The organism is Methyloglobulus morosus KoM1 (genome assembly GCF_000496735.2).
Lineage (GTDB): Bacteria > Pseudomonadota > Gammaproteobacteria > Methylococcales > Methylomonadaceae > Methyloglobulus > Methyloglobulus morosus.
The window spans coordinates 52515-78066 of record NZ_AYLO01000112.1; the positions used below are offsets into that span (position 1 = coordinate 52515).

A 25552-nucleotide genomic window follows, 5' to 3' on the forward strand; every position below is an offset into this window, starting at 1 on the left:
TTGAAGGACACCTATGTCATCGAACAATAAAGTTATTTGGACCGAAGGTATGTTTCTCCGGCCCTCCCATTTCCAACAGTTGGACCGCTACTTTCAATCGTGGATAGAATCTCGCTGTGCTGGATTACACTGTTACAGTTGGGGGGTAACTAAACTCGAAATTGACCAGCAACTCCTTGCATTAGGAAAGTTCTCAATAACAGCCTGCCAAGGTGTTTTTCCTGACGGTACGCCATTCAGTATGCCGGACAACCACCCCGCCCCAATTTCACTGGATATCCCGGCTGAATCAAAAAATGAAACCTTATACTTATCCTTACCTGCCCGTGGCAGTTTCGGTAAAGAACTGGCTTGGGACGATAAAACTGACGAATTCATCCGCTACCGGATGAGAGAAATTGAGGTAAAGGATATTCATTCGCAATATGAACAGGACAGTTCGACTATGCAAAGCGGCGAGCTTTGGACGAGATTCCGTTTATCCCATCAGAACCAGGATGCTTACATTAACATCCCAATCGCAAGGATAATAGAACGTAAAGCTGATAAGCAAGTCGTGTTGGACAGCCAATTTATCCCATCCTGCTTACACGTGGGCGCTTCAACACAACTACGCAGCTATGTCGACGAAATACAGGGAATTTTAAATCAGCGGGGAGATGCCCTTGCAAAACGCCTGGGATCGCCGGGGACGAGCGGTGTCGCTGAGATTACCGATTTTTTGCTGTTGCAGATAATCAATCGCTATGAACCGCTTTTCACCCATTTTTCTTTAATGCAGCAATTTCATCCTGAACGCCTGTTTAGCGTCTTGCTGGAGATGGCGGGTGAACTGGCAACCATAACGCAGGCGAGTCATCGGCCAAAAACTTTTCCACAGTATATTCATGAAGATTTATTCAGTAGTTTTGACCCAATCATCATTGCCCTTAGGGAATCATTAAGCTGGGTATCCGAATCCAGGGCCATATCCATACCCCTGGAAGAACATCCCAATCAAATCCGCTCGGCAATTATTCATGACCGGCAGTTGCTGCAATCTGCCGAATTTGTTTTGGGTGTAAACGCCCAACTGCCAGCCGATCGAATCCGTAGCCAATTTCCTCGCCAAGCCACCATTACTACCCGAGAAAAACTTCGTGATTATGTCATGTCCCAAATACCTGGCATTCAATTGGTCGGGCTCGCCACTTCGCCTAGACAAATACCTTTCCACAAAGGCATGACTTATTTTAGCCTAGACAAAAATCACACACTTTGGCAAGAACTTGAAAAAAGCGGTTCTTTGGGTATGCATTTTTCGGGCGAATACCCAGGTTTAGAGTTGGAACTCTGGGCAATTAGGGATTAATCAAATGAACAATGATAAAGACGACCCATTTTTCACGCCACAAGCCGACGACAGGACAATAATCCGTCCTAACCCGGGGGGCAAGCGCCCTGATATCCCTTCCGCCGTTTATCCTAACAGCCAGCAGTCCGTTCCCTCAGGGGCAGCCCCTAAACTCGGCAGCCTAAATCCCCTGGAGAAAGCCGCATCTGGACTGCTTGCCTTACTGACGAAACTGAATTCTTCTTATTCACAATCTGATCCTATGGGCTTGAAAAACCGGATCATCAAGGAAATCGAACAGTTTCAAATCACTGCCCAAACACAAGGCATAGACCCGCAAACTATTTCAAGTGCACGTTATGTGCTTTGCACTGTCTTGGACGAAGCGGTTTTAAACACCCCTTGGGGTAACGAGAGCGGCTGGTCAGACCATAGCTTATTAAGTATCTTCCACAAAGAGACAAAGGGCGGGGAACGTTCTTTCCATTTATTGAAATCATTATCCCAAAACCCGGCAAAAAACAGAAACTTGCTGGAGCTTATATACGTCTGCTTAGCACTGGGATTTGAAGGCGAATACCGGCTCATTGAAGGCGGAAAAAATAAATTAGCCAGCATCAAAGACTGGCTATATCAGATATTGCAAAAAGAACGGGGAATTGCCGACCCCGTGTTGTCGCCGCATTGGCAAGGTGTAATCGATCGGCGCAACCCTTTAATGCAGATGGTACCTGTTTGGGTTTTCGGAGCGGTGGCAGCCGGTCTTTTGACAACCATTTTCACTGTCTTGTTATTCCAACTAAATAATAATTCAGACCCCGTGTTCAAGGAAATATTGACGATCACGCCTCCGACTATCGATGTTGTAGAACCCGAACCGGTAAAAATCGTACCCATTCCCAAGCCGCAACTTACCTTGTCCAAGCTTCTAGCCACTGAAATAGAGAATAAACAATTGAAAGTTATGGAATTAACACAACGCAGTACAGTCACGATCCAGGGTGACAATTTGTTTGACTCCGGCAGTACCACTGTCAATTCCGCAGTATTTCCTTTGTTACAACGGATAGCCGAATCGTTGAACCAATTACCAGGACAAGTAATGGTCACTGGACACTCCGACAACCAACCCATTCGTAGCGCCCGTTACCCTTCTAACTGGCATTTGTCAAAAGCTAGGGCAACTTCTGTCTCAGCCGTACTCAAGGAGATCCTTAGCAACCCCGGAAGAGTCCTGATAGAAGGCAAATCCGACCTAGAACCTGTTGATTCTAATACGACCAAAGAAGGTCGAGCGAAGAACCGACGTGTTGAAATCACCTTGTTAAAATAAGGCAGGTATCGCACATGCACTCAAACAATTTCTTAGCGACTGAACTAGGATACATACATTGATGAAGCTACTTAATTTTTTCAAGCAACGCTGGCTCATCTCGTTATTTGGCGTTATCGCTATTGCGTTGTTGATCTGGTTTTTAGGGCCTTTCATAGCATTTGCAGACTACGAACCGCTAGCCCCTGAAACAAACCGCTGGGTCTTGATAGGGCTCGTCATCGCTTATTGGTTGGTGGCACATATAGGGTCGTACCTCAAGGCAAAAAATCGAAATGACCAAGTGTTGAGCGCCATGTCAGTCAGCAATGAACCGGCACTGAGTGCGGACGAACTGACTTCCCGCGACGAATTGCAGTCCCTCAAAGAACGCATGGAAGATGCGCTTAATATTCTCAAGAAAAGCCAGTTAGGCAGCCATTTTGGACGGCAATTCCTCTATCAACTGCCCTGGTACATTATTATTGGCCCGCCAGGTTCAGGCAAATCGACCTTATTGAAGAATTCCGACCTGAAATTTCCCTTATCCGACCGCTTCGGAAAGGATGCTATCCGTGGGGTAGGCGGCACCCGGAATTGTGACTGGTGGTTTACCGACGAAGCCGTGCTTTTGGATACTGCGGGACGTTATACAACGCAGGACAGCCATGAAAAGGCTGACCAACTCGCTTGGTTAGGTTTTCTTGACCTGCTGAAAAAATATCGCAGGAGACGACCTATAAATGGGGTCATTATAGCGATTAGCATTACCGAATTACTGGAGCAAAGCAAGGCAGAGCAACATGCCCATGCTGTTTCAATCCGTAATCGGATCCAGGAATTACATGACCGGTTTAATATTCGTTTCCCCGTCTACCTGTTATTTACCAAATGCGATTTGCTGGCTGGCTTTATAGAATATTTCGATGACTTAGATAATGATAAACGTGGACAGATTTGGGGAACCACCTTCAAACTAGAGGAAGACACCCAAGCCAATGCGGTCGAACAGTTTACCGAAGAATTCAATATTTTGGGAAAACAATTACAAAATCAATTGATCGATAAATTACAGCGAGAACAGGGCGGCAATCGGCGTAACCTTATCTATACCTTTCCACAACAATTCAACTCGTTGGGCGAACTGGCGCAATCATTTTTAAATGAAATTTTTCAAACCACTCGATATGAACACGCCACTTTATTGCGTGGGGTTTACTTCACGAGTGCGACTCAGGAAGGTTCACCCATAGATCGGATTATGGGTTCGCTGGCAAATAGCTTTGGACTAGACCGCCAAAATCTTCCAAATACCGGCAATCAGGGCAAAAGCTTTTTCATCAACCGCTTGTTGTCCCATGTCATTTTTGCTGAACATGGCTTGGCTGGCACAAACTTAAAATTGGAAAAGAAACGGGCTTGGCTGCAACGTGGTGCATTCGTTTCTATCGCTGTATTTAGCGCAATCATGGCGTCAATATGGTTATTCAGTTATGCGGGCAATAAGGCCTATATCCAGGAAGTGGCCGGGCAAGTCAAGGGGCTGCAACAAGATGTCAATCGGCTTGATCCGGATGAAACCGATCCCTTACCTTTATTGCCATTGTTGGATAAAGTGAGGAATTTGCCAGGGGGCTATACCGACCAGCAAGAAGGCACACCTTGGGGACTTAGCTTTGGCCTGTATCAAGGCGATAAACTGGGGAACGCTTCTATAAGCCTTTATCAAAAGCTGCTTAAAGACGTCTTTCTGCCACGTTTGCTCTCACGACTGGAGCAACAACTCCAAAATAACAGCAATAACAGCGATTACCTCTTGGAGACACTCAAAGTTTATTTGATGTTCAACGATGAAAAGAACTATAACAAGGATGCGGTCACCTCATGGCTTACCCTTGATTGGACGCACAATTTGCCCCTTGATGTCCCCAACGAACAACGCCAATCCCTAGTCAGCCACTTAAATACCTTGCTGGCTACACGCCCAGTACCTTTGCCTCGTCCTTTAAACCAGACATTGATCAGCCAAACCCGAGAAATATTGGAAAATACCCCAATTGCGAAGCGGGTTTATGCGCGGATGAAATTAGAACTGGCCAATAGCGGAATCAAAGATTTCGCTGTCAGCGAAAAAGCCGGACGTGATGCCCCGTTAGTATTGGCGAATAAAAGCGGTGAACCCCTTACCCGAGGTGTTCCAGGGTTTTTTACCTGCCTAGGTTACAAGGATGTTTTCCTGAAAAATAATACGCAATTGATAGACCAACAAGTCGCCGACAACTGGGTGTTGGGAACGACAGAGTCCGTGAAGCTGAACGATGCAGAAATAAAAGCCTTGCGCGAAAACGTCCTGAAACAATACCTGAATGATTATATAAAACAATGGGACGATTTACTGGCCGACATCCAGCTTAAACCGTTTTCCAGCCAGACCCAAATGGTGGAAGTGTTGAATATCGTCGCCGGTGAAAACTCTCCGTTACGACTATTGCTACAAGCGGTTGACGAGGAAACCAGCTTTGCTTGCCTTGCCGAAAAGAACAGCAATTTACTGGATAAGGCCAGCAGCAAAATTACCAGCGCCGGAAATATGCTAGAAAAAATTATCAGCTCAACACCCGATGCACACTCGGCAGCACCGCCAGAAATCACCACCAACTTGGTCACGGAACATTTTAAGGAATTGCATGAACTCGTCCAAGGCAAACCTGGCGGACAGCCTCCCCTGAATCAGTCCCTTGCCGTGTTGAATGAATTGTATGTCTACCTAAACTCCTTGTTACACGCCAGCGGTGAGGAACTGGCTACGGAACAACGCAAACAAAGCCTTGAGATAATCGATAAGGTCAAACTGGAAGGAAAGCGCAACCCTTTCCCCTTAAAAGATATGCTCGACACTATCGCAGCCGACAGCAGTGACTTGGTCAGCGGCGGCGTTAAAAAGCACTATAACAATATGTGGCGTTCTACCGTCTTGCCCTTCTGCAATAAGGCCATACAAGGGCTTTATCCCATGTATAAGAGTCCTAGGGAAATTACCTATGAAGATTTTACTGCGTTCTTTGGCCCTGCTGGCCTCATGGATGATTTCTTCACCAAATACCTTGCTGCATCAGTGGAAAAAGGCACAAAAAACTGGACTTGGAATACCCGAGGTGCCGCTGATCCCGCCATATCTGCCGATGCATTGGCACAATTTCAACTCGCGGACACCATCAAGAACATTTTTTTTCGCATGGGCAAACAATCCCCTGCGGTCAGTTTCAAGCTCAAACCTATTTCAATGAGCACGGAGATAACCACTTTCGTACTGGATGTCGACGGCCAGAAACTCACTTACGACCACGGGCCCGTGCGCCCAGTTTCGATGAAATGGCCTGGCCCAAATAATGCCGGTCAAGTCAGTATAGAAATGCTACCCCCTATTCCTGGCAGTTCAGGACTGTCCAAAGAAGGCCCCTGGGCGTTATTCCGAGTATTTGATGAGGCACAAATCAGCCGCACCTCAAATCCAACAATGTTTATCATGACCTTTAACATTGACGGACGCGAAGCAAAATTTGAATTACGCGCAGACAGCGCCATCAACCCTTTTCAACTATCGGATTTGGAAGCTTTTAAGTGCCTACCGAACCTGTAAATGTAGTCGGTTATCACGGGAAAGTGCCCAAACACGGGGACTTTGTCAGCAGGGGATTGCCCAATACATTTATTGGCACTTGGGATGTCTGGTTACAGGAAGCCATTCATACCAGCCGACAACAATTGGGAAACAATTGGTTGGACTACTACCTGACCAGCCCCCTGTACCGTTTTGTCCTGTCGCCTGGAATATGTGGAGACTTGGCCTGGATGGGCACAATGATGCCCAGCGTTGATAAGGTCGGACGGTACTACCCCATGACCATAAGCCTGAACAATCCTTCGGCGGTCAACCCTTTTGTGGCTTTACAAAGCAACAATAGCTGGTTTGAACAAGTTGAACTGCTGATACTCTCTTGCTTGAATGATGATTTTAACTTGGAAAATTTTTACCAAAGCGTCTGCCAATTGACTCCAAATACGGTCAGCATGCCATCCGATCAGTCCGAACCATTTACAAATCAAATGAATGACTTGGCCTTCCCAACCTCCTTGAGGCAACCGCTCAGTTCTATTAGTTCGCTGCCAGAAATATTGTCCGCTATCTTGGACAGACTGCTTAAAGACCATTGCCTTGCTTATAGTGTGTGGTGGACGCAGGGCTCAGATCATGTCGAACCGTCGCTACTTATTTGCACTGGCCTTCCGTCATTTGACGGCATTTCGGCAATGTTCGACGGTAACTGGCAACAGTGGGGCTGGGAAGGTAAACGTTATGCCATACCATCCTGATTTCGGCCATGACAAAATGCCATTGGGAATCTTATGGGGTAACGCACACCGGAAAAATAAGGAAGATAAACCAAGATGCGTTTTTGGATTTACCCGAAAAACAATTATGCCTTGTTGCAGACGGCATGGGTGGGCATAAGGACGGTGAATATGCAAGCGGCGCCATTGTTGAGGCATTGTTGACATTTACCCCGGAGAAAACTATCGGGACCACCGTCTCGGCTATACATCGCAAACTGCAAGACGTAAACCAGGCCCTTTGCCGGTTGGCAAAAAAAGGCGGCAAAAATGAAATCATAGGAAGCACCGTTGCGGTCTTGCTAAATTACCGGAAATATTGCGTATCTTTATGGTCTGGCGACAGCCGAATTTACCTTTTTCGTAACGGCAAACTGAACCAAATAACAAATGACCATAATTATGAATCCTTCCTTCTTGCAAATGGCATTAGCGCCGATGAGGCAAAAGCACATCCTTTTGCACAATCCTTAACCCATGCCGTAGGCAGCGAAGAAGAATTCTTCCTGGAAGCTAAAATACAGGAAACCAGGCCAAACGACATTTTTCTGCTCTGTTCCGATGGCCTGAATAAAGAACTCGCCGATGCGGAAATCGAAGCCATACTACAAACAACCGCCATTAAAGAGGCCATAGGCCAATTACTGGATCTTTGCCTGCAGCGTGGCGCACGGGACAATGTCACGATAGCACTCACACAATTTATAGGAGGCTAAGATAAAGCTTTGGGGGATGTCACTTTAACGATGTTTTTGCATCCGTGCGGGGCTTTTCTGCCCGTGGTTATCGGTCAATTATAGCGTTTAGCCGCTTACCTTTCAGCCCAGAAAAGCATTGACACACCATTAAATTAATTTCAGGATTGAATTTAATAACTATCTTTAACTAAACATAAGGGGAACTTTATGAAAACTGTATGGGGTATTCGTTTTTTAACCCTAGACTTTGATTGGAAACCTGTTGTTACGGCGTTCCTGTGTTCGCTCCTGATAGTGGGATGCGCCTCCCTTGGCGGCACTTACTCGGAAGATAAGGGCGATATTTGCGCAGACTCGCGTGGCGACCTTCGGCGAACTGAGGATTATTTTGCAAAACAAAGCGTCACCAATATCTTGGGCGGAGCCGCAGCAGGCGCGGTTTCTGGTGCTATTATCTCCGCCATTTCGGGCGGCGACATAGGGAAAGGCGCAGCCATCGGCGCTGCCGCTGGTGCGGGTGTGGGGCTATTAAAAACGCTTTACGACAGCCTGGACCGCGAAAACAAACAAATTGACTTGGCGACTAATGCCTTTAACAGTTTGAGCCAATGCCGCTTTAAGGCGGCTGATCAAGTGCGGTCAGACTTTAAGGTGGGGCGAATTACGGAACAAGATGCCCTCAAGAAACTGAGCGACCTGAAAATGCGTTTCAATGAAGATATTGTGATTGCCGAAAGGATTGGCGCGAAAATGTCAGAACGGTCCACGGAATTCCAGAGCAAGCTGGTTAAAGAAGACCCGTCTGTCGCGCCTTATTTGGCGGCTGTGCAAAGTGAACAAGCGAATACCGACAACCTGAAAGGGGCAAGCCAATCTTCCGCCGCATCTGAAACCGAAACAAAAATCGCTACATCTGGGAAAAAGGGTAAAAAATACAAGCAATCATCAAAATCTACAGTTACACAGCTGCAAAATGCGTCCGCAAGCAAAGAAACCGCCAAAGCCCAAATATCCGATAAATCCAAATCAGTCATTGGCCCAACTGAAACTAACATCGTGAAAGCCAATCAGTACAACAGTATGACCAATACGGCAAAACACACGGCTTTGAACAATAACTTTAACTTGAAACCGCAAGGTGATTTAGGCCTGCTTTTGTTCCCTTATACGGGTGGCTCGTATTTGGTTTCTGGGTTGGAAGGCCAGGGTAAACAATGCTCCGTATTGTTTTAATTACTTTTCTGTTGGTGACGGGAGCCCTGATTATCTGGGCTTCCTCAACTGATACGCTAACCTCGGTTCTTAAGAATGTCGAAGCGTTTTTTTCCGTTTCAACAAAACCGTCCATCATAACAAGATCAAGGCCTACCCCAAAAAATGACAAACCATCGGACACGACCGTATCAGAGCCTATCCTGAAGATAGAAACGGGGTTTCATTCCGCTATAGTCAATAAAATTTCGCTGACCCGAAATGGGCAATTGGTCAGCGTTTCCGATGATAAAACCGCGCGTTTGTGGACTGCAATTGATGAACCTTCAAAGGTCTTGCGCGTACCGATAGGTCCACAAAGTGAAGGTGCGCTCTACGCGATTGCCACTTCCCCAACAAAAGATATTGCCGCTGTTGGGGGCAGCACGGGAATGAGTTGGGACGGTACGGCCACTATCTATTTTATTGATCTCAATACCGGTGAAATCGTAGGCAGTATACCTGGTATTCCAAGCACGATTCATGCCCTGAACTATTCTAAAGATGGCAAATATCTTGCGGTTGGTACCAATACGGGTGTGCTGTCGGTCATTGATAAAGCAGCTAAGTCTTTGGCAACTCAGAATAATGATTGTTCAGGCAGTATTACTGCAATTGAATATATGGCAGACAACAGGTTTATTACTGCCTGTTTTGATGGCAGTGTTCGGGTGTACGATCAAAAATTTCAACTGATTGCGAAACACATATTAGCCAATAAACAGCGACCATGGCGAATAGCAATCTCGCCTGACCAGACACAGGCTGCCATTGGAACACTGGACGCCAATGAAATAGAGGTGGTGTCTTTAAAGGATTTAACCCTGAGCAATAAATTTAGTTCCCGCGAGAAAACACATGGCGCTTTTTCTTCAGTGGCTTGGTTTGGCGACACACTTTTCGGTGCCGGAACGTATGGCGACCCGTCCGGAAATAAATATATCCATTCCTGGAATCTGAAAACTGGGAAACAATCAGATCTGGCCGTAGCCAAGGATTCTATTACTGATCTTCTGCCATTCAACAATAACGAATTGGCCTACGCTACCGCCGAAGGTTTAATAGGCAAAGTCAGCCTGGATAACCAGGGTATCGTGGCACAGCCCAGACTTATCCCCGATTACCGCAATGCTTATGAAGGCAAGTTCGCATTATCCAAGGACGGGACTGTATTGGAGATTGGTAAGGCGCAAGGCGGCAAGCAACCCGTTAAGTTCAGCTTCCTGGAACGTGCGTTGGCTGAGAACCCAGAACCAGATAAGGGTTTGTTTTCGCCTATAATACCTACGAATGCCAAAAATTGGCGTGATTCCATGCAACCTACTTTGAACGGAAAACCGATCATTTTAGGTGATAACGAATATTCCCGTTCAATTGCAAGTTCAGATGACGGAACGCTGGTCGTGATTGGCGCGGACTATTCGCTAGGGCTATTCAAAAACGGTGAGAGTCTATGGAATATTCCTCAACAATCACCAACTTTGGCAGTAAACCTCACACGGGATGGGCGTTATGTAGTGGCGGCTTTAGGCGATGGCACTGTACATTGGCTTAATGTCAACGATGCCAGTGAAGCAATGGCGTTATTTATTACGGCGGACAACCGCTGGGTAGCCTGGACACCCGATGGTTATTTCGACCATTCAACAGAAATCGCGCCGCATCGCCAAGAAAATGTTGTAAGAAGAGGGTTACGTCCAGTTGTGCAATCCCACACAATGGCTTCAAGTTTTGTTGGATACCACATAAACAGGGGACACACCGCAACGCCGACTTTTGTTTCGTCCGATCAAATTCAGCGCAATTTCTACAGGCCAGACCTAGTCTCCCAAACACTCTATAGCGCATCGATATTGACTGATGAAATTAATAGGGAAGATGCCAAAACAGTGGTTTCAAAATACCTGCCACCGATGCTTAAGTCTTTGGCGTGGTGTGACGACAAACAATGCAATGATGTCAATTTAGCCGAAAGTAACACCATAAACGTAAAAGTGCCCGAAATTAAATTGCGCTATGAATTTACCGACCAAGGCAGCGGAATAGGCAATATTGTGTTAAAACGAAGTGGTGCAACTGTCGCCACACGCGGTTTACGGGTAAGCAACGCCATCAAAGGACCTTATCGGGATGAGCAAAAAATCTTCTTGGAATCAGGCGACAACCCCATTACGCTGTCTGCGTTTGATGTGAACAAATCGTTACAATCCAATGAACAAATAAATTTGGTCATCCATTATGATGCAGTGTCAGAAAGCAAACCGTCCTTATACGTATTAAGTATAGGCATCAACAAATACCAAAGCACGGGGATCAATGCGCTTGTCAATGCCGTGAATGATGCGGAGGGCATCAATTCGCTGTTGCAGAATCAACACAACCGTTTCAAGGAAGTCATACCAAAGCTATTGGCTGACGAACAGGCGACCCGAAAAAATATTGAAGATAACCTAAAAACCATCTCATCAAAGGCTCAACCCAACGATGTCGTGGTTATCTATATTGCCGGGCATGGCACTGTCATTAACGGGCATTATTATTTTATTCCCTATGAATTAAAGACCACGGTGAATGATGATATTCAAGCCAATGCCTTATCTGACGCGACCTTGTCTGAATTGATCTCAAATTTCCATACCTTGCGGGTGGCAGTTTTAATTGATTCTTGCTACGCGGGGAAACTGGCAAGCTCAGACATGGTCATGCGGCGCAACCAAGACGCGACCTGGACGGGTGCTTTAGGGCAAAGCACAGGCCGTTTCGTGCTTGCCGGTTCAGCCAACGACCAAGAAGCCTTGGACGGTAAAGATGGGCATGGCGTATTTACGGCAGTCCTACTGGACGCATTAAACGGCAAGGCCGACCTTGAATTGCTCGGCAATAAGGACAATCGTGTCAATGTTATGGAACTGTCCGCGTATGCCAAACAACATGTATCTGAAGAAGCCAAAAAAATTGATCCGTCACATTCCCAGGAAGCAACCTGGTTTTTTATGGGATCGGATATTTTTGAGTTGGCGGACGTAAAGTCTTGAGACCACGAATAGCACTATAATTTTATAACTGCCCCACTCCCCTTCATTTTAGGTAATATTGCAGACAGCAAATAGGTATGGATGATATGCCTTGTACTATACACACAGTGCCTTTAATCCTGTCTTCACCACAATAAGCCACCATGCAGCAGTTGGAAAATATTTCTAGGTACAAGATCGAAAAAGTATTGGGTAAGGGTGCTGTAGGTACGGTCTACAAGGCTTACGACCCAGTCATCAACCAAACCGTAGCCATCAAGGTTATCCATAAGCAGTTATTGGAGCAGGACGACTCGGGAGAGCAACTCAAGCGCTTTAGGAACGAAGTGTTGGCGGGTCGTCGCCTAAAACATTCCAATATTGTTTCTATTTATGAGTATGGTGAAGAACAGGACATTGCCTTTATCATTATGGAATTCATTGAAGGACGGCAACTCAAAGATTTTTTGGACGAAAAATTCAAGTTTGACTTGGTTACCACGCACCACATCATGCAGCAACTGCTCGCCGCATTGGATTTCGCCCATGGACAAGGCATTGTGCACCGTGATATCAAACCCGCGAATATCATGGTCATGCAAAACTGGCAAATTCAGGTTGCCGATTTTGGCATCGCTAAAATAGAAAGTTCGTCGATCACTCAAACTGGCATGATTATGGGCACGCCGAAATATATGTCGCCTGAACAATGTTTAGGAGAACGTATTGACCATCGTGCCGATATTTTTTCTACTGGGGTAGTGTTTTACCACTTGTTGACCGGAAAAGTGCCTTTTGAGGCCGAAACCATGATGGGGACGCTCCAACAGGTATTGCATGTCACCCCGACCAATCCATCTCAACTAAGCCAACAGGTTTCCCCTGCTTTGGATCGGATCATTAGTAAGGCGTTGGCAAAACACCCAGATGACCGTTTTCAATCTGCAAAAGCGTTTTCTGAAGCGCTGGCCTTGGCGATGGCTGAAGCCCAGTCGCTATCTAACACAGCCGAAGATGACGCGACTGTGATAATGCCTAGCACGTCAGACACAGTCCAATTGACTTCGGTTAATGAAGGCATTCCTGTTGATAAGACAGTCAATACGAAAACCCCGAGAAAAGTAGAATTGGCCAATACCAGCAATAAGCCACAAAAGAATAAGTGGCTTGCCCTGATTGGACTCGGACTGATGGCATTCATTGGCTCTGGCTGGTACATCGTACAGCGACTTAACAAGAAGGAAAATTTAGTCAATCTTTTGGCAAAATACCCTTGCGCTTCCCTGGTTACAGAAACCAACAACGATGGCACGCTAGTTGTGCGAGGTTACTTGCAAGCACTTGACATACAACGCTTAAACGATGACTTGGCACAGGCTTTTGGGAAAGGAACAATTGATTCTCATGGCGTTAAAGCGTGGAATGGCACATTCTGTGATGTGGTCGCTTTACTATCTCCGCTCAATTCAGCTAATGACAAGAATGATTACGGGTTAAAAGTAAGGTCGGGTGCGGAAGATAACCGTTATGTTATGGACGATTACCTGGAAATGAATGTAAGCGCACCAAATTATACCGCTTACCTTTATGTGGATTATTTTCAGCTTAATGGCCATGTTTTGCACATGTACCCTACAAAATTGGAGCAAATGATTGGCAGTGAACCAAACACTGCCCTTTCAATCGGCCAAGCCGAGCAAGCTAAACGCTGGCAGATTTCGCCGCCTTACGGCACAGAAATAGTCAGCGTAATCGCCAGCCCTGCAGCATTATTTAAGCAACTACGGAATGAGGACGAACTCACCGAAACCTACTTGGCAGACTTGAAAGCGGCAGTCCGGCCTGAAAATGAACCAACAACTGCACAATATTTGACGATTGAAACTTCACCACAATAATTTGTGTGCGACTAACCCATAAAGCAGCCGTATTACCTCTATTGATTGACCGTCCGTCATCTGACGCAAATACGTTACGCTTATTCGCCATAAATGCCGAATGTAAGGCTAATCACAAAGAACATGTTCAGAGATTTTTTGAATCATTATTTTTCTTCGTACCCTTCGTTTCTTTTAAGGTAACATATTGGTTTCAAAAAGATAGTTAATCTAAAAAATTTGGATTCCAATGTCTGACGAAGAAACCCGTATTTATCAACCATCGCAAATTCCGATAGGGACGCTGTTGCTGGGGACTTACGAAATTGAGAAGTTTCTCAATAGTGGCGGGATGGCATGGACTTATCTCGCACTTCATCGGGAATTGAACACCAAGCACGTCATCAAGGTCATCAAGCCAGGGTTTGAAGTAGAAGGGATCGACGTACTCGAATTGTTTAAGCGCGAAGCTCAAACCTTACGTAGCATCCGCCACGATGCCATCGTGAGTTACGAGGGGTTTCAGCGGGATGGAAGGCATGGCCTCTGCTTGGTGATGGAGTACGTAGAAGGGCCGTCGCTGAAACAATTGCTGCAAGAACGCCCGCTCACTGTTGATGAAGTGTGGCGATTCCGCAACCGACTGGCTGACGGCTTGGCGGCAGTCCACGCCAAAGGCATTTACCATCGGGACTTGGCGCCCGACAATATTATCCTCCCTGAAGGCAATGTCGCAGAGGCAAAGCTGATTGATTTCGGGATTGCCAAACGCCGCGACCCCTCAACTGGCACCATATTGGGTTCCATTTATGCCGGTAAAATCAGTTATGTCGCGCCTGAACAATTTGGTTTGTTTGGCGGTGAAATCGGCCCCTATTCCGACATTTACAGCTTTGGCTTGATTTTGGCGGGCGCTATTACTGGCAAGCCCTTAAACATGGGCAATTCGATGGAAACTGCTTATCAGGCTCGCCTTAAGGTTCCTGATTTGACGGCCGTCCCTGCCGAGTTTCGGGAACAACTCACCGCTATGTTGCAACCGAACCCTGCCAACCGCCCCCAAGACACAGCCGAACTATTCCGGCGTTGGCCCTATAAGGACAAAAGTAAGAAAGCACCGGATAAAACGAGTTTTTCTGGGTACAAAACTGGGTTATTAGGTGTTACCGGCGTTGCCATCTTGGCGGTCAGTATTTTTACGGCGATACATGGGTATAAAAAATCAAGTGACAGCGCAATCGCTGGGATTGAGACAGGTGCAACCGTTGGAAATAGCGGAAACCCTAAACCTGACCAATCAACAGGACTTGAAGTTGGCTACCTTAATATCCAATCGTCACCAGAAGCTGCCTTGGTATTGCTGAAAGACAAGTCATTTATCGGCATCACACCGATAAAAACCGACCTTCCCCCAGGGAAATACACCCTGGTCTTCAAGAAAAACGGCTACGGAGAGGAAGAAACACAAGTGGAAGTCCAACCCGGAAAAGAATTGCCCATCACCGTCGAGTTACCGAAAAAAGACACCCGGAACAAATCCTGATTATTCACAACATCAGGAGTAATATCACTTTGGCAATGGTCGCTCTATTTCTTCAAGCCATTTTTGAACTTGGACGGCATCACTGGATTTTGGATCAAGCTCCAAATAACGGCGGTATGCATTTCTTGCAGAAAGTCGATCCGATAGGCCTTCCCTGTACACACCCGCTAAATGGTAGTAGGCCAAAGGATAATCCATTTCAATCTCTATGGCCTCAAGCAGCGCATCCCTGGCTGCCGCAAACTGTCGCATTTTAAATAAAGTCATCCCTAAATAAATGTAGGCCTCAAAATAATCAGCCTGATGTTGTGCCGCTTCAGCAAAATATTCTTTTGCCATTTCGTATTGTTTAAGTTTGAACGCACGATCACCCTGCTGAAAAAGCGTTTTGCTATAATCCGCAACTTTTTCATTTGCCATTATCTTGAACAATTTGCTCCCCGGTATGGCATAACTGAGATTTTCCGACCGTTCGTCGAATCCATAAATAATACCCACGACATTACCGTTTGCCGTAAGCAGCGGGCCGCCACTAAAACCAACATTAATGGGGAGATTTAATGCGATCAGATCGGCATATTCACTCTGCCGGTCATTGGTATTGCTTCCAGAAAACGTGACTTTGCCTTCCTGCGTCAACTGTTTCAGGTCCCTTTGGCAACCTACAGCGGAAACTTTAGTCCCTTGATCTGGGATATTGTCTTGTAATAAGAGATAGTTGGTTTGTATGGCATCAGGGGCAATAAGTATCGCCACCTTTTCACCTTGGGCTACGACAGGGAGCTTTACCTTTATGGCAGCACCACTATCAAGATATGCGGTAATTTTGACTGGGACTGAACTAGGGTCAGTCACCTGATGTGAAGCGGTCGCTATTAATGAAGGCGAAATAAAAAAACCGGTTCCAATCTTAGGGATTCCATCCCTAAAATCAGTTTGCAGACAAACGATTGATTCACCAGCTACCGACTCTGACCCGTAACAAATTATGCAGTTGGTCAAAATGACTCGAACAATAAAAAATAGAAGTTTCAAGGCGGAATTAACCTTTTGATACAAACCGATGGACAATAAAGCCCATATAGATTGAGAAAACCATCACGACGGCCTCAATATGACCTAACCCCAACCCCGCAACAGAAGGCCCAGGGCAGTAGCCGCTAATCCCCCACCCTATGCCAAAAATGGCAGCACCGATGAGCAGTGGTTTATCAATGGCTGTCTTGCTTGACAGGTAAAATTCATTATCGAACAGTGGCCGTTGGTGTTTTAGAATCTTGCTAAAGGAAACCAACGTCACAGAAAGCGCACCGAGCATCACGAAAATCAAGCTGGGATCCCAATTACCTGCTAGGTCAAGGAAGTTTATCACCTTGTTAGGATTGGTCATTTGGGAAAGCGTGAGACCCACACCAAACAGTATGCCGCTGATTAGTGCAATAACGATCAGTTTCATGTTGCCACCCATTGAAGTACATGACGAATAAGGTAAACCGTCAAAAAACCGCTAACCATAAAGGTTATTGTCGCCGCCATCGAACGCACGGAGAACCTGGCAATTCCGCACACCGCATGTCCACTCGTACAGCCATTGCCCATGCGCGTACCGAAACCGACCAGGAAGCCGCCGCATGCCAGCAGCCAGATGGGGAAATTTTCGCGTGGCTGATTAAAATCAGGCCTTAACTGATTGAATAGAAATGCGCCTAAAACGATACCCGCCAGGAAAGCGATACGCCAAAACAATTCTGCTCTAGTCGCATTGATTAAACCGCCCATGATGCCGCTGATGCCGGCAATCCGTCCATTGCACAATAAAAGCAGGGTAGCGGCGAGCCCTATCAGTAGGCCGCCTGAAAATGCCGAAACAGGCGTAAAATTTTCCATAATGCACCCCTAAATTTGACTGGCTGTGAGTAAATGGCGAAAAATCAGGTAACTAACAATCCCTCATCAGGACAGCTCAATCATAACTAAATAAATCCTATGCAATGGATTAAAACAATCCTTATAGGCCAGCGCGTCCCGCAAGTTCTATTTTAGCAAGCCACTGTTGCCGTTCGGTGTCACCAACCGAGTCAACACTCCCTATCAAGGTTTGCTGAACAACATTGATCCCGGAGAATGCTAGGATATTTCCTTCCAGACTATTTACGCCATGGCCTAGGAAATACGAACGATAGATAATCTCAGGCATTCCCATGGTAACGATAATATGTGCCGTTTTCTCGCTTATTAATCTTTCCCAGGGGGATTCATCAGTGCTTTTTATTGCGGAAAAACCGGGCCTAAACACTTGCTCGAAAAAGGCTTTCAAATAGGCCGGCATGGTACCCAGCCATAATGGGTAGATAATGACGAGGTGTTGCGATGACTGGATGGAATGCTGTGCTTGCTTAATCGCTGCCGGCCCTTCGCTTTGAACAAAATCGGCTTGGGTGCGTAATACGGGGAAGTCGATTTTAGCGATGTCAATTACCTGAATGCTATGCCCCGATGGCTTCGCCCCATTCAAATAAGCATTTGCCAGCGCATGACAAAAACGATTACCTGCGGGATCAGGATGCCCCTGAATGATGACAATCTGTTTAGCCGCCATAATTTCCCCCGTGATTAATTGCACCCATTGATTCGACCTTGTGAACTTGACTTTCGTTCAGGCCCAACCCTTCAGCTACGTTCAGAAAAATCCTGCCGTGGCCAACCCATCTTTCGACAGACTTAACCCAGACGGCTCAATAGTCTTGATTAAAGCGGCGTTTGTAAAAACAACCCGCTTCACGAACAACCAAAAATTTGACATTTCAAGATTAACATTCGATATTTTAAGGCTGTTGATCCAAATCAATGATGACCCAAATTTTCAGAGTAGTCCAGTCAGCAGGGGTTTTATTTTAAAACGATTGAATTGAATGAGAATACGGCCATGAACTTATCAAACATCGAATATTAGCCTATCCCTGAAAACATCAGGCTTGGCAGGTCCGAAAAACATGAGGACGACAAACTTGCACGCCATATTGCCAAACATCTGGAAGCGGCGCACAGCACCAACAAAGTTGAGCAATTGCTAGTTACAGAAGAGCCATCTAAAATCCCATAAAAAAGCCGCCCAGAATTATCCAAAGCAGCCAGTCGATTTTTTATTCTTTGTCAATAATGAACTGACTAATACGACCCAATGCAGACCAAGAGGAAAACTTTCAAATTTTCTGAAAGAAGACCATCAATGATGATATTCCCCCAAACACCTAAAAAGATGTTCGGCAACAATACCAAAGTGGAAGTTGAAGAATAATTTCCAAATACTTAATTCAAAAACCTAAGAATGTCTGTCTATTTTCGTGAAACCCAGGGCAACCCAAAAAGCATGATTAGCCAAAAAATTATTCCGCTACAGACCCCTATTAAAATACGTCCGGTTAATCCGTAGCTTGGGTCGGGTGAGATAAAACCTTCGATTAGACCCGCAAAAATCAAAAAAGGTGTAGCCGCAAACAATATTTTCCCAGCGTTAGCATTCGCATTTTGAAATGCCTGGGTTCGGTTTCGGCTACCGGGACGAACCAATGCCTCACCCAATTCAAGGCCCATTGCCCCTGATATGATGATAACGCTCAATTCAACCACGCCATGGGCAATAATGAATGAAAACAGCCTTTCTCCCAAACTGTAACTGGCTGTAAAGGCAAAAATACCGCCTAACATAAGGCCGTTTAAGCCAATGATATATAGAGTACCCAGACCATAAAAAGCACCCATTGCGAAAGCGAATAACGAGACCGTAATGTTATTAGCGGTTATGCTTATGGATAACATTGAAGATGGCGTCACGTTGAGCAAGCCGTCTGTCCACAAGCGACCACTTTGAACTTGATCTATCATTTTGGGTGCGGCAATCAAGCTTATCAAATCTGGAAAACTATTTATCAAAAACCATCCTGTTGCGATGCTTATGACAAAAATCAAAAAAGCACTGATGATCGAGTTTTTTAATCGGCCCATCAAGACGGGAACTTCCAGGTTATACAAATCGATAATACGGGAAAATAGGTTATTGCTGGGGCGGTATATTTCTTCTTGCGTCTTTAAAAACAAATTTTCTAAGTAACGGGTGATTAACGTATCGCCATTGACGCGCCGGGATAACGACAAATCGGTCATAATGGCCTTATAACTGGACAATATTTCGCACGCTTCATTGACGGGGCTTATCGGCGCAGCTTTATTGGGTTTAAGTTTGTTCTCTAAGTCCTCCCAGCCCGCTTTTTTGGCCATTAGCCACTGACTTAAGGCGGCATTAGTGTCAGGTTGTATATTTGCCATAGCTTTGATCAAGGGTGGTTAAGCAAATTTTCTAGGGCGGCTTTTAATGCCTGATCTGTTTTTTTTGTCGGTCCCTGGATTTCAAAAGGCTTTCCTATACGGCATAGAAATTGTTGGGCGAGTCGACTCCGAGTTTCTTTTGATAATTCTCGCCAACGATTCAGTAAATCTAGAAGCAACTCCTGGTCTTCGGGGTTCAAATTTGAATGGATTGCCAAATTAGTTATTTGGCGAAATGTTTTGGGCTTGACCGTATTGTCGTACACTAAGAGTAAACCGGAAGCCAAATCGCCAATGCGGACTTGGTTGCGCGTCAAAGCAACGCTCAATAAACCAATGAAATAAAGACCCGGCAATGAATCTACCAGCCTAAATACATTTCGTAATAAAATGGCGCCAATAGTAGGGGATCGTCCTTGCAAAGTCACCAAACGCACACCGGCCATGCCCTTGCCGGGTGTACGCCCAACCATCACGAGTTCAAGCACAATATGATAAAAAAAATAAATCATCCCCGCCGGTATCAATAAAACCATCTGTGGCGTTGTTAGGTGTTCATGCTTGAATAAGGTTCGAATTTCTTCTTTTGAATATAACGCGAAACCCACCGCCAATATCCAGGTTATGGCCAGTAACAGGCGGATGTGCCAATCAATGATAAAAGCATGTGACCTTGCCCCCATGCCCGCGATTTCCATTCGATAATCCATTCCTTCTAAAGACTGGACTAGTAAAAAGTCTTCTTTAGTGGAAACTTGGCTGGGATTGGCATTATTCATATAAAAATCAATAGTGGGTTTGATGAAAGGGATGGCTAATATTACCCATCGTTAGGCGGTCAATAATGGCTATCATCATGCGCTACCGATTATGTCACGCTTTTTTTGATAATAAGCCATCACTTGCTGGTCAAGGTGCTTGGCTGAACCGACCGCAATAGCAACTCCGTTACGCCGTAATTGCATCCGTGTCATTTCCTTGCCTCGCTGGTATTCTAAGGCTGCAAATTGCCGATAAGGATCGAGCCATTGCTGTGCTTTATTAGCAAGTGCCTTTGATGTCTCCGGATCTTCCAAAGTGGCGATGAGTACTTGATGTTTTGTTCCTAACAGTTGTCCTGCCTGTATCAATTGGGAAGCTGCTTCTGGTTGTTCAATTTCAGTTAAAAAGATGACTAATCCCCGGTGTTTAAGTAATTGTTTGACTTCCAATGCTGCATTTAAGGGATTGGCTGTTTCGTTTGTTGCCGATAACCGACTTAACAGATGGCGTACCTTTTTAACCGCGCCGATACCCCCAGACATTGGCGCTCTCCCTAATGCTTGTTGGGCATAAGCGATACAAGCAACCTTGTCTCCTTGCATGGCTGCAAACTCAGTGAATTTTGAACTTATATTGATGTAGTGGTGTAAACGATCTAACCCTTGGCAGTGTATACGGCTACTGATTCCGCAGTCGATTAGCACGACAATTTCTAACCGGTGTTCGCGCTCAAAACGGCGAATGACTTGCTTCCCGCGACGGGCGGTGGCTTTCCAATCGATACTACGCAATGAATCGCCCAGTTGATAGTCGCGTAAATCAAGCAAATCAAACCCTGTGTTGTGAAGAAAGTTACGGCTATGGTTTCCGGAATTTTGACCTCCTGGCAAATTGATATTTTTCTCAAGCCTGACGGGTTCGACAGTAAAATTAACATGATCGTCAATAGCACGAACCCACCAGCACAAGCCATATGTGCCAAGCTGTTTCAAATACAATTTGCCCAAGGTCGATTCACCCAGTTGTGTTGGCATTATCAAAACATTCCGAGTTTTGCTTTCATTGCCTCCTAAAAGCCACCTTTCTAATGCGTTATCAGTTTCTAAACTATCGGGATAATCGGCCTGGGTTTCAATTGTGAGTTTTAGGCTGGACTGGTTATTTACAGTTACAATACAAAGAATAGTTTCACCCAGGCCTAGGTTGGTTGGTAATTGGCGTTGTACTGTATAATTTGCAGTTAACCGAACGCGTTCCAATGCTATGAAAATAATGAGGAATGCTGTTGGCACGCGCCAAAGCCCATCAACTGGTGCACCTATCCAAATACCGAAAATTGCAAGCAGTACTATTAAACCAATGAATATGAGAGTTAATGGCGACAGGGACATTAATACGAGTCCCCAGTCCTTGGCACTGCGACTTGGGCCTCTATTTCCCGAAAAATCTGTAAAGCCGTGTAGCCCTCCAACATGGCTTCAGAGGTTAACAATAAACGATGCCCAACGACCAAGGGGGCGACGTTTTTAATGTCATCCGGTATAAGGTAATCACGTCCAGCCAATGCCGCTTCTACACGTGCGCACCGCATTATTGATAATGCCCCTCTAGTTGATAAACCTAAACTAATCCTTGGGTGATTACGGCTGGCTTCAGCCAAGAGGATCGTATAGCGGTATAATGCCTCTTCAATATGCACAGCGGCCGCTTCTGTACGAGCCGATTGCAAAATGGACCCTGGCAAGGCTTGCAATTGTTGCACCGCGGTGGCATGCCCGCCGCCAGGTTTATCATATTGGCTTAACACGGAAATTTCGGTGGCCACATCGGGATAGGACAGGGTCAGCCTAACCAAAAATCGGTCAAGTTGGGATTCCAGCAAAGGGTAAACGCCTTCAAAATCAAACGGGTTTTGGGACGCAATCAGGAAAAAGCTTTCCGCCAATGGATAAGATTTTCTATCCAAGGTAATCAGGTTCTCTTCCATCGCTTGCAGCAATGCTGATTGGGTTTTGGGGCCAGTCCGGTTGATTTCATCGACTAAGACTACATCGTTAAACAGGGGGCCAGGTACAAATTCGAAGCCGTTCTTCTCAGGATTGAATATATGCAAGCCAGTGAGATCGGATGGCATTAAATCGGCAGTGCCTTGGACCCTGCCAAAACTACCGTGCATTAATTGTGCAAAAGATTTAGCCAAAAGTGTTTTGCCCAAACCGGGTACACCTTCAAGCAAGACATGGCCATTAGCAATCCACGCGATGACTAAACCATGTAACGTCTCCTCCATGCCAAAGACAACTTTACCAACTTCCAGGTACAGGTGGTTTTTTAGGTTTTGTGCAGCACTGTATGTCATAAGGTTAAAGTCCTGATGTCTGAAATGATATTTGATGTATGAAGCAATGGAACATTTTGGCGCGTTTGTGCTTTTTTTAATAAGACAAGTTGTTCACGGGTAACTTGGCTGTGTTTTTCTAACCATAACCATGCATCGTTTTCATCCCGCAATCGTCTTTTTTTATAAATATCGATTATCAATTGTTTGACCATTGCCTCAGCCAGGGTTGGTTTGTCGAGTCTGCGGGCAAAAAAACTGGCCATAGCTTCGATAAAGTCATTGGCGGACAATTTGGTGATCGGCATTCGCACCGGGGCTAAACGTGTGGTGTAGCCCACCACATAAAACAACCAAAATAAAAATAAACAAGCTAGCGTTTTATGTAACCGAGCATCCTTAAAAAAGCTATCCGGGTCATATAGTTCGGAAAGACCAAAATGGTAATCGTCGAACAATAACCGTCCCTTTGGCGAAAGAAATTGATTGGTCAGGTTGCCTGCCATGCGGGCGTTATCCGATTGATTCAAATGTTTATTGCTGAGCGCATCTGGGGTCAGAAACAGTACAATCCGTCCTGAACCAGCATTCATCAACCAAGCTGCTGCAACTTTATTATCGGGTAAGTCGAACAAACGGAGTGCAAGGTTAGAGTTGTCATCGCTACCCAATGACCATCGTTTGTTTAACAGGAACGGCGTGGTACGTACGGTAATGTTTTTTACACCGTCCAGCAAAGGCGTGATTGGCATGGCTGGCAGTTTGCTTTCTTGGGGCAGACGGGCTTTTACATTCTCTTGTGCCGCCTCAATAGATTCCCGAAAATTTTTGGTTTCTTTCGGCTTACGTTTTGCCGTTTCGTCCACCTTTTCTGATTCACCTTCCAGTACCCAGTTAAATTGCGACAAAAACTGTTTAACATCGCAGAAACAATCTTCACGGCTTGCCCATAAAGGATGTTGGTATACGGCACCCAAAATAATTAAGCTATTGCCCATGTCTAACCAACTGGCCAAGGCATCCCATTCGGTTTTTCTAATTTCTCTTGTCGTGGGTACGTGTATGAAAAGGACGTTACCAGATTTTGGCAATGATCGATCCTTGGTGAGGTCGGTATACCTTTTTCGATAACTTATGACGGGCAATTTTTCTCTTTGTAACCATGTGAATAATCCCTTTAGGCCATCACTACCGCCATCTTCAGTAGTCGGCAAGGAGATTTTGTTTTCATTACCTTTATTGTGTGGAGAAAACAAAAAGATAACCACTGCTAGGGCCGCCAGGGCTGTTGCAAGCGTAACCAACCTATCTTTCATGTGGTGACTTTCCAAATAGAGCTTGGGCATCTAGATAAAATTGATCGAGCCCTTGTGCATTAACCAAGCGATTTCCATATAGTATGGGCTCGGCTTGAATTACAAGACGGGTAAAAATCTCACTGGCTTCTCCTGCCCGTTGAAAGACAATCGGTATCATTTGACGATAAGTCAATGTTGGATTCCCCGGAACGACTTTTTGTTCTACCAACCGATAAATCACCTGTTCAAGCAATGCTGCAATTTGCTGCCTCGGCAAAGGGTTGCTAAATGTTAACCCTCCATTCATGGTGTTGTTTTTGCTTTCTTTTCCAAGAAGAGCGGGACTTGTTGAATTGGATTTCCTCAAAATTTTATGAAATAACCCCGCTCGATGGCATTCTGTCGCCAAGAACCATACCGAAATAACAGCCAATAGCGCCATTGAGCAATAGAAAAAATACCGCACCGTTTGTTCAGAGGGTAAAACTTTTTCCATAAAACGAACAAACCACCGATATTCCGACTCATAATCCCCTGTTTTTAGGGTGTCCAGCCATTTCAGGACTGCTTGCCATAATTCATTTTCTGGGTTAGCCGTGTCTTTAGTCAAAATGCTGGCAAGTAATTGGTCAAGGCCAGTTTGGTTTAGCCGTCCTGTCCGTGCTGCTTCGGAATTAACCGTCAAAAACTCAAGTTGCCCCACGCTTAGAGTTTCCATTAATTGTGGCTCTATAGCCGCAATCAAACCTTGGGTTTGCAGGGCATTAAATAAGCCTGGGCAACCTATTGGGAGGTCAATATTTTGTTTTGCCTGACTCTTGGCAATATCCAAACATGCGGTGGAAAGGGCTTCATTCGCTAAGGCATTAATTGTCAAGCAACTTAAGGACAAAACCAACAACCAACGCATATTATCCTGCCAAACGGACTTCAAGGTCGGAACCTGATTTGCGTAGCTTTAGGTCATGGAACTGGACGTATCCTACGCTGACAAGGAAAGGCGTGGTAAATGCCGAAATAATTTGAATGGTAATGTCAATTGCTAATTTTTTGTCTGTACCCATATAAGCGGCTAATGCGCCAAATATGCCGTAAAGGATACAAATGATGATAGTGGGAATAGTGAACACTGTTGCGGTCTTCCACCAATGTCCCCAAACAAGTTTATGGCTTGCCTTTATGGATGCGTAACCACCCAAGGAATCCAGCACAATAAAATAGATAGAAAGCACCATAGATAACGAAACGATAATTCCTGGGATCACTAACAGTATAAATCCGCCGATTACAGCTATTGTATAGAGTATAAACCCTATAAACACTGGTAAAATTGTTTTGAAGCCAACATTTAGGCCATCGGAAAAACTGTCTTCTTGTTGGTGCACTAAGCTATCAACACGATGTATCA

The 25552-nt window shown here is 45.4% G+C and carries 20 protein-coding genes; 9 read left to right on the top strand and 11 right to left on the bottom strand.

Annotated features, from left to right (window positions below):
- Positions 1–13 precede the first annotated feature (13 nt).
- The 9 genes from tssK to MGMO_RS14565 all read left to right on the top strand — a co-directional run bounded on the left by tssK (position 14) and on the right by MGMO_RS14565 (position 15420).
- Positions 14–1351 carry a type VI secretion system baseplate subunit TssK gene (tssK, locus tag MGMO_RS14525; protein ID WP_023495815.1) on the top strand — a complete coding sequence of 446 codons (1338 nt, stop codon included), beginning with the start codon at positions 14–16 and terminating at the stop codon, positions 1349–1351.
- Between the two features lie 4 nt (positions 1352–1355).
- Complete coding sequence (tssL, locus tag MGMO_RS14530; protein ID WP_023495816.1) at positions 1356–2666, top strand: type VI secretion system protein TssL, long form; 1311 nt, start codon at positions 1356–1358, stop codon at positions 2664–2666.
- A gap of 61 nt (positions 2667–2727) precedes the next feature.
- Entirely contained in the window at positions 2728–6285 is a 3558-nt protein-coding gene (gene tssM, locus MGMO_RS14535) for a type VI secretion system membrane subunit TssM (protein WP_023495817.1), read from the top strand.
- On the top strand, positions 6267–7019 hold the full coding sequence (tagF, locus tag MGMO_RS14540; protein ID WP_023495818.1) for a type VI secretion system-associated protein TagF: 753 nt from the start codon (positions 6267–6269) through the stop codon (positions 7017–7019). The genes tssM and tagF overlap by 19 nt, the downstream gene beginning before the upstream one ends.
- A gap of 8 nt (positions 7020–7027) precedes the next feature.
- Positions 7028–7753: a PP2C family protein-serine/threonine phosphatase gene (locus MGMO_RS14545; RefSeq protein WP_023495819.1), complete on the top strand. Its 726-nt coding sequence runs from the start codon at positions 7028–7030 to the stop codon at positions 7751–7753.
- Positions 7754–7942: 189 nt separating this feature from the next.
- Positions 7943–8968 (top strand): OmpA-like protein, encoded by a 1026-nt coding sequence (locus tag MGMO_RS14550; RefSeq protein ID WP_023495820.1) that lies wholly within the window; start codon positions 7943–7945, stop codon positions 8966–8968.
- Positions 8950–12021, top strand: coding sequence for a caspase family protein (locus MGMO_RS14555; protein WP_023495821.1), 3072 nt, complete (start codon positions 8950–8952; stop codon positions 12019–12021). The genes MGMO_RS14550 and MGMO_RS14555 overlap by 19 nt, the downstream gene beginning before the upstream one ends.
- A gap of 143 nt (positions 12022–12164) precedes the next feature.
- Positions 12165–13898: a serine/threonine protein kinase gene (locus MGMO_RS14560; RefSeq protein ID WP_023495822.1), complete on the top strand. Its 1734-nt coding sequence runs from the start codon at positions 12165–12167 to the stop codon at positions 13896–13898.
- 229 nt (positions 13899–14127) lie between these two features.
- Complete coding sequence (locus tag MGMO_RS14565; RefSeq protein ID WP_023495823.1) at positions 14128–15420, top strand: serine/threonine-protein kinase; 1293 nt, start codon at positions 14128–14130, stop codon at positions 15418–15420.
- 24 nt (positions 15421–15444) lie between these two features.
- Here MGMO_RS14565 and MGMO_RS14570 read toward each other — a convergent pair whose 3' ends face one another.
- From MGMO_RS14570 to MGMO_RS14625, 11 genes are all read right to left on the bottom strand, one after another.
- A complete protein-coding gene (locus MGMO_RS14570; protein WP_036308250.1) occupies positions 15445–16491 on the bottom strand; it encodes a S1 family peptidase in 1047 nt (348 codons plus the stop codon).
- A complete protein-coding gene (locus MGMO_RS14575; protein ID WP_023495825.1) occupies positions 16463–16876 on the bottom strand; it encodes a DUF6691 family protein in 414 nt (137 codons plus the stop codon). The genes MGMO_RS14570 and MGMO_RS14575 overlap by 29 nt, the downstream gene beginning before the upstream one ends.
- Positions 16873–17307 (bottom strand): YeeE/YedE family protein, encoded by a 435-nt coding sequence (locus MGMO_RS14580; protein ID WP_023495826.1) that lies wholly within the window; start codon positions 17305–17307, stop codon positions 16873–16875. The genes MGMO_RS14575 and MGMO_RS14580 overlap by 4 nt, the downstream gene beginning before the upstream one ends.
- A 121-nt stretch (positions 17308–17428) precedes the next feature.
- A complete protein-coding gene (locus MGMO_RS14585) occupies positions 17429–18019 on the bottom strand; it encodes an NAD(P)H-dependent oxidoreductase (protein WP_023495827.1) in 591 nt (196 codons plus the stop codon).
- Positions 18020–18756: 737 nt separating this feature from the next.
- Entirely contained in the window at positions 18757–19746 is a 990-nt protein-coding gene (locus MGMO_RS14595; protein ID WP_023495828.1) for a stage II sporulation protein M, read from the bottom strand.
- A gap of 8 nt (positions 19747–19754) precedes the next feature.
- Complete coding sequence (locus MGMO_RS14600; protein WP_023495829.1) at positions 19755–20525, bottom strand: RDD family protein; 771 nt, start codon at positions 20523–20525, stop codon at positions 19755–19757.
- 75 nt (positions 20526–20600) lie between these two features.
- Entirely contained in the window at positions 20601–21542 is a 942-nt protein-coding gene (locus tag MGMO_RS14605) for a DUF58 domain-containing protein (RefSeq protein ID WP_161808504.1), read from the bottom strand.
- Between the two features lie 356 nt (positions 21543–21898).
- Entirely contained in the window at positions 21899–22867 is a 969-nt protein-coding gene (locus MGMO_RS14610) for an AAA family ATPase (RefSeq protein ID WP_023495831.1), read from the bottom strand.
- Positions 22864–24162 carry a DUF4350 domain-containing protein gene (locus MGMO_RS14615; protein ID WP_023495832.1) on the bottom strand — a complete coding sequence of 433 codons (1299 nt, stop codon included), beginning with the start codon at positions 24160–24162 and terminating at the stop codon, positions 22864–22866. Before MGMO_RS14615 ends, MGMO_RS14610 begins: the two co-directional genes overlap by 4 nt.
- Positions 24152–24976 carry a hypothetical protein gene (locus tag MGMO_RS14620; RefSeq protein WP_152976377.1) on the bottom strand — a complete coding sequence of 275 codons (825 nt, stop codon included), beginning with the start codon at positions 24974–24976 and terminating at the stop codon, positions 24152–24154. The genes MGMO_RS14615 and MGMO_RS14620 overlap by 11 nt, the downstream gene beginning before the upstream one ends.
- A gap of 79 nt (positions 24977–25055) precedes the next feature.
- Positions 25056–25552: hypothetical protein (locus MGMO_RS14625; protein ID WP_235557300.1), on the bottom strand; the 497-nt coding region annotated here is incomplete at its 5' end.

Bases quoted from the DNA above. Each gene is read 5' to 3' on its own strand.
- tssM (WP_023495817.1), top strand. From the start codon at position 2,728: ATGAAGCTACTTAATTTTTTCAAGCAACGCTGGCTCATCTCGTTATTT.
- MGMO_RS14605 (WP_161808504.1), bottom strand. From the start codon at position 21,542: ATGCCAACACAACTGGGTGAATCGACCTTGGGCAAATTGTATTTGAAA.
- MGMO_RS14545 (WP_023495819.1), top strand. From the start codon at position 7,028: ATGACAAAATGCCATTGGGAATCTTATGGGGTAACGCACACCGGAAAA.
- MGMO_RS14600 (WP_023495829.1), bottom strand. From the start codon at position 20,525: ATGAATAATGCCAATCCCAGCCAAGTTTCCACTAAAGAAGACTTTTTA.
- MGMO_RS14575 (WP_023495825.1), bottom strand. From the start codon at position 16,876: ATGAAACTGATCGTTATTGCACTAATCAGCGGCATACTGTTTGGTGTG.
- tssK (WP_023495815.1), top strand. From the start codon at position 14: ATGTCATCGAACAATAAAGTTATTTGGACCGAAGGTATGTTTCTCCGG.
- tssL (WP_023495816.1), top strand. From the start codon at position 1,356: ATGAACAATGATAAAGACGACCCATTTTTCACGCCACAAGCCGACGAC.
- MGMO_RS14580 (WP_023495826.1), bottom strand. From the start codon at position 17,307: ATGGAAAATTTTACGCCTGTTTCGGCATTTTCAGGCGGCCTACTGATA.
- MGMO_RS14610 (WP_023495831.1), bottom strand. From the start codon at position 22,867: ATGACATACAGTGCTGCACAAAACCTAAAAAACCACCTGTACCTGGAA.
- MGMO_RS14565 (WP_023495823.1), top strand. From the start codon at position 14,128: ATGTCTGACGAAGAAACCCGTATTTATCAACCATCGCAAATTCCGATA.
- MGMO_RS14560 (WP_023495822.1), top strand. From the start codon at position 12,165: ATGCAGCAGTTGGAAAATATTTCTAGGTACAAGATCGAAAAAGTATTG.
- MGMO_RS14555 (WP_023495821.1), top strand. From the start codon at position 8,950: ATGCTCCGTATTGTTTTAATTACTTTTCTGTTGGTGACGGGAGCCCTG.
- MGMO_RS14585 (WP_023495827.1), bottom strand. From the start codon at position 18,019: ATGGCGGCTAAACAGATTGTCATCATTCAGGGGCATCCTGATCCCGCA.
- MGMO_RS14550 (WP_023495820.1), top strand. From the start codon at position 7,943: ATGAAAACTGTATGGGGTATTCGTTTTTTAACCCTAGACTTTGATTGG.
- MGMO_RS14615 (WP_023495832.1), bottom strand. From the start codon at position 24,162: ATGAAAGATAGGTTGGTTACGCTTGCAACAGCCCTGGCGGCCCTAGCA.
- MGMO_RS14595 (WP_023495828.1), bottom strand. From the start codon at position 19,746: ATGGCAAATATACAACCTGACACTAATGCCGCCTTAAGTCAGTGGCTA.